The following is a 13,673-nucleotide window of genomic DNA, read 5'->3' as shown; positions in this document are numbered from 1 at the left end:
TTCGGTTGACAGGGGGGGGGCGGGTGATACGTTCGCAGGGTATCCGGGGACACGCCGCGCATGACTAGTACGACGCCGCAGATAGAAGAAATCAAGGACCTTCCCGAGGTCATCTCCTTGCTTCCGCTGCGCAACTCGGTCCTCTTCCCAGGCTCGATCATCCCCATCGACGTTGGTCGTCCCAAGTCGGTGAAGTTGATCGAAGAGGCGATCGCAGCCGAGCGACCGATCATCGGCATCGTCACGCAAAAGGACGCGCGCACCGAAGACCCGAGCGCCAAGGACCTGCACGAGGTCGGCTGTGCCGTCCGCATCCTCAAGGTCATCAAGCTCGCCCGCGACAACTACTCGGTGATCCTCCAGGGGGTCGTGCGCATCAAGATCGAGGAGCTCGTGTCCGACGAGCCGTTCTTGCAGGCCCGGGTCAGCGAGCTCGCCGAGATCCACCCGGTCAAGCTCGAGGCCGAGGCCCTGGTCGCGAACATCAAGGAGACCGCGCGCAAGCTGATCTCGCTGGTCCCCGAGCTGCCCCGCGAGGCCGCGGCGCTGCTCGACAGCGTCAACGAGCCCGGGCAGGTCGCCGACCTCGTCGCCTCGAACCTCGACATCGAGCCGGCCGAGAAGCAAGAGGTGCTCGAGGCCTTCGACGTCAGCGAGCGCCTGCGCAAGGTCCTGACCCTGCTCACTCGCCAGCTCGAGATCCTCGAGATCCGCGAGCGCATCAACACCCAGGTCCAAGAAGAGATGGGCCACTCGCAGCGCGAGTACGTGCTGCGTCAGCAGCTCAAGGCGATCAAGGGCGAGCTCGGCGAGATCGACGACGAGAACGCCGAGGCCGACGAGTTCGAGCAAAAGATCGCCGAGGCCAAGATGTCGGAGGAGGCCGAGAAGGTCGCCTTCAAGCAGCTCAACCGCCTCAAGCAGATGCAGCCCTCGAGCGCCGAGTACACGGTCACGCGGACCTACCTCGAGTGGCTCGTCGATCTGCCCTGGTCGGTCTCGACCGAGGACCAGCTCGAGATCGGCACCGTCCGCGACGTGCTCAACGAGGACCACTACGACCTCGAGAAGGTCAAAAAGCGGATCCTCGAGTACATGGCGGTGCTCAAGCTCAACGCCTCCAAGAAGGGGCCGATCCTCTGCCTTGTCGGGCCGCCCGGCGTGGGCAAGACCTCCCTGGGCAAGAGCGTCGCCCGGGCGATCGGGCGCAGCTTCGTGCGCATCAGCCTCGGCGGCGTGCGTGACGAGGCCGAGATCCGCGGCCACCGGCGGACTTACGTCGGCTCGCTGCCCGGCCGACTGATCCAGGCCCTCAAGCGCGCCGGGACCAACAACCCGGTGATCGTCCTCGACGAGATCGACAAGCTCGGCCACGACTTCCGCGGTGACCCGGCCTCGGCGCTGCTCGAGGTCCTCGATCCCGAGCAAAACCACACTTTCTCGGATCACTACCTCGAGGTCGCCTTCGACCTCTCGCGGGTGATGTTCATCGCCACGGCGAACACCATCGACCCGATCCCCCCGGCGCTCAAGGATCGCCTCGAGATCCTCGAGCTGCCCGGCTACACGCGCCAGGAGAAGCTGGCGATCGCCCGGCGCTTCCTGATCCCCAAGCAGATCGGCGACCACGGCCTCGACCGCGAGGACCTCGCGCTGACCTTCTCGGATGACGCGATCATGGAGGTCATCGACAGCTACACGCGTGAGGCCGGCGTCCGTAACCTCCAGCGCGAGATTTCCTCGGTGATCCGCGGCGTGGCCGTGAAGTTCGTCGAGGACGAGCTCTCGGGCGAGGTCGAGATCGCGGCCAAGGACATCCCCGACTACCTCGGGCCACAAAAATTCATGCCCGAGATGGCCGACCGCACGGCCTCGCCGGGCGTGGCCACGGGCCTGGCGTGGACGCCGACCGGCGGCGAGATCATGTTCATCGAGGCCACGGCGATGCCGGGCAAGGGCGGCCTGATGCTCACCGGCCAGCTCGGCGACGTCATGAAGGAGTCGGCTCAGGCGGCGATGAGCTACCTCAAGAGCCACTTCGACCAGTTTGGGATCGCGGCCGAGGCCCTCGAGAGCCGGGACATCCACATTCACGTCCCCGCTGGCGCCATTCCCAAAGACGGACCCTCGGCGGGCGTCGCCATCTTCTCGGCGCTCGTGTCTCTGCTCACGGGTCGCTGCATCCGCGCGGACGTGGCCATGACCGGCGAGATAACCCTGCGCGGTCTCGTGCTCCCGGTGGGTGGCATCAAGGAGAAGCTGCTCGCAGCGCACCGCGCAGGGATCCGCCGGATCTTCCTGCCAGAGCGCAACGAGAAGGACGTCGTCGACGTCCCCGAGGAGATTCGCAGCGAGATGGAGATCATCTACGCCAAGGTCGTCGACGACGTGCTCGCGGGCGCCCTCGAAGACGCCAAGGCCGACTAGATCGCCCTTCGTGCCCGCCAAGCGGCGTTCCGGCCTCGAAAAAGACGGCCTGAACGCCGCTTGACACATCAATTGACCGACTTAGGTTCGGCGCCGAAACGATTCCCGGGGCCTGCGCCGCCGCCGCTCGACCGGACCTTCGGCGCCGCTGCCCCGACAGCGCACAACCCACACCTCACAAGGATTTCAAAGCAATGGGCAAGATCATCGGTATCGACCTCGGCACCACCAACTCCGTCGTCGCGGTCATGGAGGGCAACGAGCCCCAGGTCATCACCAACGAAGAAGGCGGCCGGACCACCCCCTCGGTGGTCGCCTTCGAAGCCAGCGGCAACGTCCTCGTCGGCCAGCAGGCTCGCCGCCAGGCCATCACCAACCCCGAGAACACCGTGTTCTCCGCCAAGCGCTTCATCGGCCGGCGCTTCGCCGAGGTCGGCGAAGAGGCCAAGCGCATGCCCTTCAAGGTCGTCGCGGCCGCCAACGGCGACGCGAACTTCGACGTCGGCGGCAAGGTCTACCCGCCGCCGGAGATCAGCGCGCGCGTGCTCATGAAGCTCAAGAAGGCCGCCGAGGACTACCTGGGTGAGCCGGTCAACGAGGCCGTGATCACCGTCCCGGCCTACTTCAACGACTCGCAGCGCCAGGCCACCAAGGACGCCGGCCGCATCGCTGGCCTCGACGTCAAGCGCATCGTCAACGAGCCCACGGCGGCGGCGCTCGCCTACGGCCGGGCCAAGGGCAGCGAGGAAGAGCAGATCATCGCGGTCTACGACCTCGGTGGCGGCACCTTCGACATCTCGATCCTCGAGGTCGCCGAGAACGTGGTCGAGGTCATCTCGACCAACGGCGACACGCATCTCGGCGGCGACGACTTCGACGTGCGGATCATGGATTGGCTGCTCGAGGAGTTCAAGAAGGACACGGGCATGGACGTCAGCGGCGACAAGCTCGTCCGCCAGCGCCTCAAGGACGCCGCCGAGAAGGCCAAGATCGAGCTCTCGCACGCGACCGAGACCGACATCAACCTGCCCTTCCTGACCGCCGACGCCAGCGGCCCCAAGCACCTGCAGATCAAGCTCAGCCGCGCGCGCTTCGAGTCGATGATCGAGGACCTGGTCAAGCGCAGCATCGAGCCGGTCAAGAAGGCGCTCGCGGACGCCAAGAAGGACAAGGGCGAGATCGACGAGGTCCTGCTCGTCGGCGGCTCGACCCGCATCCCCATGGTCCAAAAGGCCGTGCAGGAGTTCTTCGGCAAGGGCCCCAACAAGGGCGTCAACCCCGACGAGGTCGTTGGTCTCGGCGCCGCGGTCCAGGCCGGCGTGCTCTCCGGCGACGTCAGCGACATCGTGCTCGTCGATGTCACCCCGCTCTCGCTGGGCATCGAGACCCTCGGCGGCGTGATGACCACGCTCATCCCGCGCAACACCACCATCCCCACGCGCAAGTCCGAGACCTTCACGACCGCGGCCGACAACCAGCCGAGCGTCGAGGTCCACGTGGTCCAGGGCGAGCGCAAGATGGCCGGTGACAACCGCACCTTGGGCAAGTTCAGCCTCGTCGGCATCCCCCCGGCCCCGCGCGGCGTGCCGCAGATCGAGGTCACCTTCGACATCGACGCCAACGGCATCGTCAACGTCTCGGCCAAGGACAAGGCGACCAGCAAGGAGCAGAAGATCACGATCACCGCGAGCTCCGGCCTGTCCGAGGACGACATCCAGCGCATGGTCGACGACGCCAAGGCGCACGAGGAGGAGGACACGAAGCGGCGTGAGGCGGTCGAGAACCGCAACCAGCTCGACGCGACCATCCTCCAGATCGAGAAGCTGCTCAGCGAGAACGGCGACAAGCTGCCGGCCGACGCGAAGACCGAGGTCGACGCGGCGCTCACCGAGGCCAAGGAGGCCCTCGAGTCCCAGGACGACGACAAGGTCAAGGCCGCCCAGGAGAAGCTGACCGCTGCCTCGCACAAGCTCGCGCAGGCCATGTACGGCCAGGGCGAGGGGGCGCCCGGTGCCGAGCCGGGGGCGGGCTTCGATCCCGGCGCCGCCGCGGGCGGAGCTCCGGGAGCCGACGCGGGCGCGAGCTCGGACGAGGGCGACGTGATCGACGCGGAGTTCGAGGAGAAGAACTGAGCTTCGCCTAGCCCTCCAAGGGCTCGCTGGCTCCCAAACGAGAGGGGAGAGGCCTTCGAGGTCTCTCCCTTCTTCTTTGCTTCAACTCACTGTACCCGGCCGCGACCCCACTGTAAGGTTGGTCCACCTCCCAACCCCAAGCGCGAGTAGAGCGAAGAGATGGCCGATACCGTACGTTGTGGACTGATTCAGTGTGCCAACCCGATCAACGACGAGAGTCGCCCCGTGGCCGAGATCTCCGAGGCCATGATCCAAAAGCACATCCCGATGATCGAGGACGCGGGCAAGAAGGGCGTTCAGATCCTCTGCCTGCAAGAGATCTTCAGCGGACCCTACTTCTGCGCCAGCCAGGACCCGCGTTGGTATGAGCTCGCCGAGCCCGTCCCCGGGCCGATGGTCGAGCGCATGGCTCCGATCGCCAAGAAGTACGAGATGGTGATGGTCCTGCCGATCTACGAGAAGGCCATGCGCGGCGTCTACTACAACACCGCGGCGGTGATCGACGCCGACGGGACCTACCTCGGCAAGTACCGCAAGCAGCACATCCCGCAGGTCGCGGGCTTTTGGGAGAAGTTCTTCTTCAAGCCCGGCACCGGCGGCTACCCGGTGTTCCAGACCCGCTACGCCAAGATCGGTGTGTACATCTGCTACGACCGCCACTTCCCCGAGGGCGCGCGCTGCCTGGGGCTCAACGGCGCCGAGATCGTGTTCAACCCGAGCGCGACGGTGGCCGGGCTCTCGCAGTACCTGTGGAAGCTCGAGCAGCCGGCCCACGCCGTGGCCAACGGCTACTACGTGGGCGCGATCAACCGCGTGGGCACCGAGGCGCCGTGGAACATCGGCAAGTTCTACGGCAGCAGCTACTTCGTCAACCCGCGCGGCGAGTTCATCGCCGAGGGCTCGGAGGACGACGACGAGCTGGTGATCGCGGACCTCGACCTCTCGCTGATCGACGAGGTCCGCTCGACCTGGCAGTTCTACCGTGACCGTCGGCCCGAGGCCTACGACGAGCTGACCAAGACCTGAGGAGGACGGCCGCGATGACTGACGCAATCGTGATCCGCGGCGGCACGGTGGTGACCGCCGACGACGAGCGCCGAGCCGATCTGTTGATCGTCGGCGAGACCATCGCGGCGATCGCCGAAGAGGACGAGACCCTCGACGCCCCGGGCGGGGCGCGGGTGATCGACGCCTCAGGGGCCTTCGTGATGCCCGGCGGCATCGACCCGCACACCCACATGGAGCTGCCCTTCATGGGCACGGTGGCCTCCGAGGACTTCTTCACGGGGACCTCGGCGGCGGCTGCCGGCGGGACCACGATGGCGATCGACTTCGTGATCCCCGACCCCCAAGAGCCGCTGCTCGCGGCCTTCCACAAGTGGCGCGGCTGGGCCGAGAAGGCCGCCTGCGACTACGGCCTGCACGTGGCCGTGACCTGGTGGGACAAGTCTGTCCACGACGACATGGGCACGCTGACCCGCGAGCACGGGGTCAACAGCTTCAAGCACTTCATGGCCTACAAGGGCGCGATCATGTGCGACGACGAGGTGCTGATTAACAGCTTTCGTCGCGCCGGCGACCTGGGGGCGTTGTGCACGGTCCACGCCGAGAACGGCGAGCTCGTGTGGGCGCTGCAGCAGGCGGTGTTCGAGGCCGGGATCACCGGTCCCGAGGGCCACCCGCTCTCGCGTCCGCCCGAGGTCGAGGGCGAGGCCGCCAACCGGGTGATCCGCATCGCCGAGGTCCTGGGCGTCCCGGTCTACCTCGTGCACACCTCGTGCATCGACGCGCTCGAGGCCGTGACTCGGGCTCGCCTCGAGGGCCAGCGGGTGTTCGCCGAGGTCCTCGCCCAGCACCTGGTCATCGACGACTCGGTCTACCGCGACCCGGACTGGGACAAGGCCGCGCACCACGTGATGAGCCCGCCCTTTCGGCCCAAGCACCACCAGGACGCGCTGTGGGCCGGGCTGCAGTCAGGCATGCTCCAGACCACGGCCACGGACCACTGCTGCTTTTGCACCCCGCAAAAGCGCATGGGCCTCGGCGACTTCCGCAAGATCCCCAATGGGACCAACGGCATCGAGGATCGCATGGCGGTGCTCTGGCACCACGGCGTGCGCACCGGCAAGCTGACGGCCAGCGAGTTCGTGGCCGCGACCTCGACCAACGCCGCCAAGATCTTCAACATCTACCCGCAAAAGGGCTCCGTCCGCGTCGGCGCCGACGCGGACCTGGTGATCTGGGATCCGAGCAAGCGGCGCACGATCTCGGCCAAGACCCACAACCAGAACATCGACTTCTCGATCTACGAGGGCATGGAGGTGATCGGGAACCCGGCGTTCACGCTCTCGCGCGGCCGCGTGGTCTACGAAGACGGCGAGCTCAAGACCACGCGCGGCGCGGGCCGCTACGTCGAGCGGCCGTGTCACGCGACCTACTGGGCAGCCCAGAACCTGCGCAACGACCTCGCGCGGGTCCGCCCGGTCGAGCGCGTGCTCCCCGAGCCAGAGCAGGAAGGGTAGGCGGGCATGGCAGGGATCGTGCCGAAGCTCGAGCTCGATCGCCCCGACCCCAGCTTGGTCAATGACGACATTCGACCGGTGGCGCTCGCAGATCGCCACTGGTCGGTGCTCGCCATGGCCAGCTTGTGGGTCGGCATGGTGGTCTGCGTGCCCACTTACATGCTCGCCGGCGGCCTGATCGATCAGGGGATGAGCTGGGGTCAGGCCGTGCTCACGGTCATGCTCGGCAACCTCGTGGTGCTCGTGCCGATGATCCTCAACGGCCACCCGGGCACCAAGTACGGCGTGCCCTTTCCGGTGCTGGCCCGGGCCAGCTTCGGGGTGTTCGGGGCCCACGTGCCCAGCCTGGCCCGGGCCCTGGTCGCCTGCGGGTGGTTCGGGATCCAGACCTGGGTCGGCGGGGCGGCGGTCTTTCAGCTGATCGACGTCATGGCCTCGGCCGACCTCGCGGCGCTCGCGGATCTGCCGGTGCTCGGCATCAACGCCGTGGAGCTGGCCTGTTTCCTGGGCTTTTGGGCGCTCCAGGTGGTGATCATCCACCGCGGCGTGGAGTCGATCCGCCTGCTCGAGAGCGCCGCGGCGCCCTTTTTGATCGCCATGGGCCTGGCGCTCTTGGTGTGGGCCTACGTCAAGGCTGACGGCTTCGGGCCGATGCTCTCGGCGCCGAGCCAGTTCGACGCGGGCGGTCCGCGCGAGGGCGAGTTTTGGTCGGTGTTCTTCCCCAGCTTGACCGCCATGGTCGGGTTTTGGGCGACGCTCTCCCTCAACATCCCGGACTTCACGCGCTACGCCAAGTCCCAGCGCGACCAGGTCCTCGGCCAGGCCATCGGCTTGCCCGCGACCATGACCTTGTTCGCGTTCATCTCGGTCGCGGTGACCTCGGCGACCACGGTGATCTTCGGCGAGGCGGTCTGGGACCCCACGGTGCTGCTCGGCAAGATGGGCGGGGGCGTCTCGGTGGTGCTCTCGCTGCTCGCGCTGACCGTGGCCACGCTGTCGACGAACATCGCCGCCAACGTGGTCTCGCCGGCCAACGCGATGATCAACGTCAACCCGCGCAAGATCAGCTTCCGCCTCGGCGGCTACGTGACCGCGGGCCTGGGCGTGGTCATCTTCCCCTGGAAGCTGCTCGAGAGCACCGACGGCTACATCTTCACCTGGCTGGTCGGCTACTCGGCGCTGCTCGGGCCGATCGGCGGGATCCTGATCACCGACTACTTCCTGGTTCGGCGCACGCGCCTCGATCTCGAGGGGCTGTACCGCCTCGATGGACCCTACCGCTACAAGGGCGGCTTCAACCCGGCGGCGCTGATCGCCTTGGTCGTCGCCGTGCTGCCCAACGTCCCGGGCTTCATCCACGCCGCCGGCTTCGTCGACGCCGTGGCCCCGATCTGGGACCAGCTGTACTCCTACGCCTGGTTCGTCGGCTTTTTGGTCGGCGGCGGGCTCTACTGGGTGTTGATGCGCGCGCAGCCCCTGGCCGACCAGGCCGACCAGGGCGGCCAGCGCGAAGAGAGCGAGACGACATGAGCGAGATCCTCGGAAAGTTCCAAGCAGACAGCTACGCGTTTTTGGCGGTCGCCCCGGCGCAAAACTGGATCGGCGGTGAGTGGCGCGAGGCCAGCACTGGCGAGCGCGCCGAGGTGATCAACCCCCGCTACGGCCGGGCCATGAGCTCCACCCCGATGTCCGCCGCGGCCGACGTCGACGCGGCGGTCTCGGCTGCTGCGGCTGCCTGGGTCGAGTGGCGGGCGTGGCCGATGCGCGAGCGCGCCCACGTGTTCTATCGCCTGCGCGACTTGATGAACGCCGAGCGCGAGTCGCTGGCCTGGCTGGTCTCCCACGAGAACGGCAAGGTCTACGCCCAGGCCCTGGCCGAGGTCGACAAGGCCATCGAGTGCGTGGAGTTCGGCTGCTCGCTGCCCAACATGGCCGGGGGGCCGCAGCTCGAGGTCAGCCGCGGGGTCCACTGCCAGCTCGTCCATGAGCCGCTCGGCGTGGTCGCCGGGGTCACGCCCTTCAACTTCCCGCTGATGGTCCCGCTGTGGATGATCCCCCAGGCGATCGTCAGCGGGAACTGCTTCGTGCTCAAGGCCTCGGAGCGCGTCCCGCTGTCGACGATCCGCCTGGCCGAGCTCTTCGAGCAGGCCGGTCTGCCCAAGGGCGTGTTCAACCTCGTCCACGGCGGCAAGGCCAGCGTCGAGGCGCTCTGCGATCACCCGCAGATCCGCGCCCTGGCCTTCGTCGGCTCCACGCCGGTGGCCAAGCTCGTCTACGGCCGGGCGGCGGCCGCGGGCAAGGCCGCGCTGTGCCTCGGCGGGGCCAAAAACCACCTCATCGTCGTCCCCGACGCGGACCTCGAGCTCACCGCCGAGAACGTGGTCGCCTCGTTCACGGGCTGCTCGGGGCAGCGCTGCATGGCCGCGGCCAACCTCGTGGCCGTGGGCGACGTCGACGACATCATCGCGGCCATCGCCGAGCGCGCGGCCAAGCTGGTCCCGGGCAGCGACCACGGGGCGATCACCTCGGCGGCCGCGGCCGAGCGCATTCGCGGCTACATCGACGCGGCCGAGCAGAGCGGGGCCAAGGTCCTGGTCGACGGCCGACAAAAGCGCGGCGAGGAGGCGGGCGGCTACTGGCTCGGGGCCACGGTCCTCGACGGTGTGCCCGCGGACAGCCCCGCGGCCCGCGAGGAGATCTTTGGACCGGTGCTCAGCATCATCCGCGTGCCCACCCTCGAGGCCGCGATCGCGTTCGAGAACGCCAGCCCCTACGGCAACGCCAGCTCGATCTACACGACCTCCGGGCACATCGCCCGCGAGGTCATGGGCCGGGTCGAGGCGGGGATGTGCGGGGTCAACATCGGCGTCCCCGTGCCCCGCGAGCCGTTCGGCTTCGGCGGCTGGAACGACTCCAAGTTCGGCCACGGTGACATCACCGGCTGGGACGGGTTTCGGTTTTGGACCCGCCCACGCAAGATCACCACCAAGTGGGCGCTGCAAAAAGACTGGACCTGGATGAGCTGAGCCGAGGAGGACCGCCATGACCATGAGCTCCGAAGAGATGATCCGCGACTGCCTCGAGCACACGATGTTCTCGTGGGCGGCGAGTGGCAAGGTCTCGCCGCTGCCCGTCGCCCGGGCCGAGGGTGTCTACCTCTACACCCCCGAGGGCGAGCGCATCCTGGACTTCAACAGCCAGCTGATGTGCGTGAACATCGGCCACGCGCACCCCAAGGTCGTCGCGGCCATGAAGGACGCGGCCGAGAGCGGGCTGCACTACGTCTACCCCGGCGCGGCGACCGAGCCGCGGGCGCGCCTGGGCAAGCGCCTGGCCGAGCTGTGCCCCGGCGACATCGACAGCTTCTTCTTCACCCTCGGCGGCGCCGAGGCCAACGAGAACGCGATCAAGGCCGCGCGGCTGTACACCGGCCGCCACAAGATCCTGTCGAGCTACCGCAGCTACCACGGGGCGACCAACGCCTGCATGCAGCTGACCGGCGACCCCCGGCGCCTGCACAACGAGCCCGGCGCCCCCGGCTTCGTCCACTTCATGCCGCCGTGGCCCTACGGCTACAGCTACGGCGCCGACGAGGACGAGATCACCAAAAACCACCTGCGCTACCTCGAGGAGCTGATCATGTACGAGGGGCCCGAGACCATCGCGGCCGTCTTCGTCGAGACGGTCACCGGGACCAACGGGATCCTGCCCCCGCCGCGCGGCTGGCTCCAAGGTCTGCGCGCGCTCCTCGATCGCCACGGGATCTTGCTGGTCTGCGACGAGGTCATGTGCGGCTGGGGTCGGACCGGCAAGCTCTTCGCCGTCGAGCACTACGACGTGGTCCCCGACATCCTGACCATGGCCAAGGGTCTGACCTCGTCCTACGTGCCGCTCGGCGCCATGGGCGTGCGCCGCAAGATCGCCGACCACTTCCGCGAGCACGTGTTTTGGGGCGGGCTGACCTACAACGCCCACGCCTTCGCTTGTTCGGTGGCGCTGGCTGCGATCGACGCCCTCCTCGACGAGGGGATGGTCGACAACGCCGCCCGGCTCCAGGGGGTGATGCGCGAGGAGATGGACAGGCTCCAGGCCAAGCACCCCTCCGTCCGTGGGGGTCGCTGCCTGGGGCTGTTTGGGATGATCGACGTGCAAAAGAACGCGGCGGGAGATCCCATTGCACCCTACGACGGGACCCACCCGGCGATGACCAAGTTGGCGGCCTTCTTCCGCGAGGAGGGGCTGTTCACTTTCGTCCGGTGGGGCAGCTTCATGTGCAATCCGCCGCTTTGCATTAGTGAGACACAGCTGCGTGACGGCTTTGCGATCATCGATCGTGGTCTCGACATCACCGACGAAGTCTTCGAAGGTTGAGTCATGCATACGCCTCGCTTCGAATTTCTGACATTGGCTGCCGCGCTGTCCCTGACCTTCGCCTGCACCGACGACGGTGGGGGAGGGAGCGACGACGAGGTCGGCGAGACGCAGACCGGGAGCGAGAGCGACTCGAGTGGGACGAGCGCCGAGGGCTCGAGCTCCGAGGAGTCGGGATCGAGCAGCTCGGAGTCGGGGAGCGAGAGCGAGAGCGAGGAGAGCACCGAGACCGAGACCGAGACCGAGTCGAGCTCGGAGAGCGAAGGGGAGAGCGCCGACACCGAGGGTGAGAGCGCCGACACCGAAGGTGAGAGCGCCGACACCGAAGGGGAGAGCTCCGAGACGACCGGTGAGGAGGAGCCCGAGTCGGACATCGAGGTGGTGATCACCAGCGACAACGCCTACGGCTTTGGCTATGGCACCGAGAGCGCCATGGCCAACTACTACGGCGGCATCGAGAACACGACCGCCGGCCAGATCTTCAACTGCAACGGCGGCCCGGAGACCTACCAGATCCCCGCCGAGGCGGCCGACAACGCCTCTTACCTCTACATCGTGACCTGGGCCGACTCCTCGACGACCCAGGGCGTGATCGCTCGCTTCCGCCGTGACGGCGGGCTGATGGGCTTTGGCGAGGACGTGCTCACCGGCGACGAGGGCTGGGAGGTCTGCGCCACGGGCTCCAACTACAACCCCGGCAGCGGCGGCCCCAGCCTCGACGTGATCAACACGAACATCGTCGACTGCAACGCCGACGCCCTGAGCCCCGACACCTCGAGCGTCGGCTGGGTCGACGACGTGGGCACGGAGTACGGCGCGGTGGTCTTCGGCGAGGACAACACCACGCCCTACGACGGCAGCGCCAAGGCTGGCAACGAGTTCCCCCTCGTGTGCCAGGACGTGATGCCCGAGGAGGCCAAGTGGATGTGGTTCAACTGGGATCCGGCGAACGTGGTCTGGCCGAACCAGAGCCCGTTTTTGTGGCCTGGCGGCTCCAACCCGGACCACCAGTTCCTGATCTTCCGCCTCGCCGCGGACCTGATCCCGGACCCGCAGTAGTGACGCGGACCGCGGCGAATTGGCGATTTTGACGGGGTCGGAGCAGACTGATCCCGTGCTTGCGCGAGCGCGGCGACGAAGCTGGGCCAGGTTGCTCTCGGCGACCGCAGGTCCAGCTTTGTCGTTGGCGCTCGCCGGCTGCGCCGCCCCGGGTCGCTGGACCGACTACACCTCCGTGTCGATCGGCCAGAGCAACGGCGGGCGGATCCACCGCCCGGCGAAGATGCCCAGGCGTGGCGAGGGCTTCGAGGTGCCCCGGACGTGGCGCGAGCGCGGCAACCAGTGGGGGACCGAGGAGCTCGTCGCCCTCGTCGAGCGCACGGCCGCCAAGGTCCGCGCCGAGTCCCCGCGCCGGGTGACCCTGGGCGTCGCGGACCTCTCGCCCAAGCGCGGGGGCAAGACCATGTGGCACGCCAGCCACCAGAGCGGCCGCGACGTGGATCTGATCTTCTACGCCGTCGACGAGCGCGGCCGGCCGATGGCCCCGCCCGCGGTCGAGATGGTCCACTTCGACGGGGAGGGCGAGCCCTTCGTGCCGCGGCAGATGAGCGCGCTCGGCTACGAGGAGCCCACCTGGCAGGCGCGGCGCTTCGACGACGCGCGCAATTGGGCGCTGGTCGAGGCTTTGCTCTCCGATCGCGCCGTCCGCATCCAGTGGATCTTCGTCAGCAACGCGCTCCAGACCCGGCTGCTGCGCTGGGCCGAGAAGAACGAGCGTCCGCGCTGGGTGATCGAGTACGCTCGCGAGGTCATGCGCCAGCCTGGCGCCTCGGCGCCGCACGACGATCACTTCCACGTCCGGGTGTACTGCTCGCGCGCCGATCGTGGCCTCGGCTGCGTCGACACGGGACCGGTCTGGCAGCACGAGAAGAAGACCTACAAGTACGCGGGGCCCGAGCGCTATGAGCCTGCGTTGACGCGGGCGATCATGGTCCGGCCGACCTTCTTTTTACACGGCTGAGGGTGGGGGCTTCGTCGAGGGGCATTGGGCCGTGGCCCTATGTAGCCTGTGCGCGCACAGCGCGAGGTGTGTTCGTAGGCTGCACTGAAGTGCAAAAACGAGCTCCTGCCGCGTCATCTGGAAAAAACCTGGAGAAACCCTGCACGCAGCGCGAGCGCGGGCCGAAGACAGGTCGTGCACGCGACGCTCTCGTCCCTGGTG

The 13,673-nt window shown here is 67.7% G+C and carries 9 protein-coding genes; all 9 read left to right on the top strand.

Features of this window, described 5'->3' with window-relative positions; genetic code table 11:
• Positions 1–60 precede the first annotated feature (60 nt).
• The 9 genes from lon to G6O69_RS29875 all read left to right on the top strand — a co-directional run bounded on the left by lon (position 61) and on the right by G6O69_RS29875 (position 13,472).
• Entirely contained in the window at positions 61–2,427 is a 2,367-nt protein-coding gene (lon, locus tag G6O69_RS29915; RefSeq protein ID WP_172306882.1) for an endopeptidase La, read from the top strand.
• A 194-nt stretch (positions 2,428–2,621) separates the two neighbouring features.
• Positions 2,622–4,559: a molecular chaperone DnaK gene (gene dnaK, locus G6O69_RS29910; RefSeq protein WP_172306881.1), complete on the top strand. Its 1,938-nt coding sequence runs from the start codon at positions 2,622–2,624 to the stop codon at positions 4,557–4,559.
• 159 nt (positions 4,560–4,718) lie between these two features.
• The gene (locus G6O69_RS29905; RefSeq protein ID WP_172306880.1) at positions 4,719–5,585 is read left to right on the top strand and encodes a nitrilase-related carbon-nitrogen hydrolase; all 867 of its coding nucleotides are present in this window, start codon (positions 4,719–4,721) and stop codon (positions 5,583–5,585) included.
• A gap of 14 nt (positions 5,586–5,599) precedes the next feature.
• Complete coding sequence (gene hydA / locus G6O69_RS29900) at positions 5,600–7,081, top strand: dihydropyrimidinase (RefSeq protein WP_172306879.1); 1,482 nt, start codon at positions 5,600–5,602, stop codon at positions 7,079–7,081.
• 6 nt (positions 7,082–7,087) lie between these two features.
• Entirely contained in the window at positions 7,088–8,611 is a 1,524-nt protein-coding gene (locus G6O69_RS29895; protein ID WP_172306878.1) for an NCS1 family nucleobase:cation symporter-1, read from the top strand.
• On the top strand, positions 8,608–10,107 hold the full coding sequence (gene mmsA, locus G6O69_RS29890; protein WP_172306877.1) for a CoA-acylating methylmalonate-semialdehyde dehydrogenase: 1,500 nt from the start codon (positions 8,608–8,610) through the stop codon (positions 10,105–10,107). Before G6O69_RS29895 ends, mmsA begins: the two co-directional genes overlap by 4 nt.
• A gap of 16 nt (positions 10,108–10,123) precedes the next feature.
• Positions 10,124–11,452 carry an aminotransferase class III-fold pyridoxal phosphate-dependent enzyme gene (locus G6O69_RS29885; protein ID WP_172306876.1) on the top strand — a complete coding sequence of 443 codons (1,329 nt, stop codon included), beginning with the start codon at positions 10,124–10,126 and terminating at the stop codon, positions 11,450–11,452.
• Between the two features lie 3 nt (positions 11,453–11,455).
• Positions 11,456–12,511, top strand: coding sequence for a hypothetical protein (locus tag G6O69_RS29880; RefSeq protein ID WP_176397164.1), 1,056 nt, complete (start codon positions 11,456–11,458; stop codon positions 12,509–12,511).
• Positions 12,512–12,566: 55 nt separating this feature from the next.
• Entirely contained in the window at positions 12,567–13,472 is a 906-nt protein-coding gene (locus G6O69_RS29875) for a penicillin-insensitive murein endopeptidase (RefSeq protein WP_176397163.1), read from the top strand.
• The last annotated feature ends 201 nt before the right edge of the window (positions 13,473–13,673 follow it).

Source organism: Pseudenhygromyxa sp. WMMC2535 (assembly GCF_011083025.2).
The sequence above is the reverse complement of the archived record's forward strand: the minus strand, read 5'-3'. Positions and strand labels throughout refer to the sequence as shown.

Excerpts from the sequence above, each read along its gene's own strand:
- lon (WP_172306882.1), top strand. The coding sequence starts at position 61 with ATGACTAGTACGACGCCGCAGATAGAAGAAATCAAGGACCTTCCCGAG.
- dnaK (WP_172306881.1), top strand. The coding sequence starts at position 2,622 with ATGGGCAAGATCATCGGTATCGACCTCGGCACCACCAACTCCGTCGTC.
- G6O69_RS29905 (WP_172306880.1), top strand. The coding sequence starts at position 4,719 with ATGGCCGATACCGTACGTTGTGGACTGATTCAGTGTGCCAACCCGATC.
- hydA (WP_172306879.1), top strand. The coding sequence starts at position 5,600 with ATGACTGACGCAATCGTGATCCGCGGCGGCACGGTGGTGACCGCCGAC.
- G6O69_RS29895 (WP_172306878.1), top strand. The coding sequence starts at position 7,088 with ATGGCAGGGATCGTGCCGAAGCTCGAGCTCGATCGCCCCGACCCCAGC.
- mmsA (WP_172306877.1), top strand. The coding sequence starts at position 8,608 with ATGAGCGAGATCCTCGGAAAGTTCCAAGCAGACAGCTACGCGTTTTTG.
- G6O69_RS29885 (WP_172306876.1), top strand. The coding sequence starts at position 10,124 with ATGACCATGAGCTCCGAAGAGATGATCCGCGACTGCCTCGAGCACACG.
- G6O69_RS29880 (WP_176397164.1), top strand. The coding sequence starts at position 11,456 with ATGCATACGCCTCGCTTCGAATTTCTGACATTGGCTGCCGCGCTGTCC.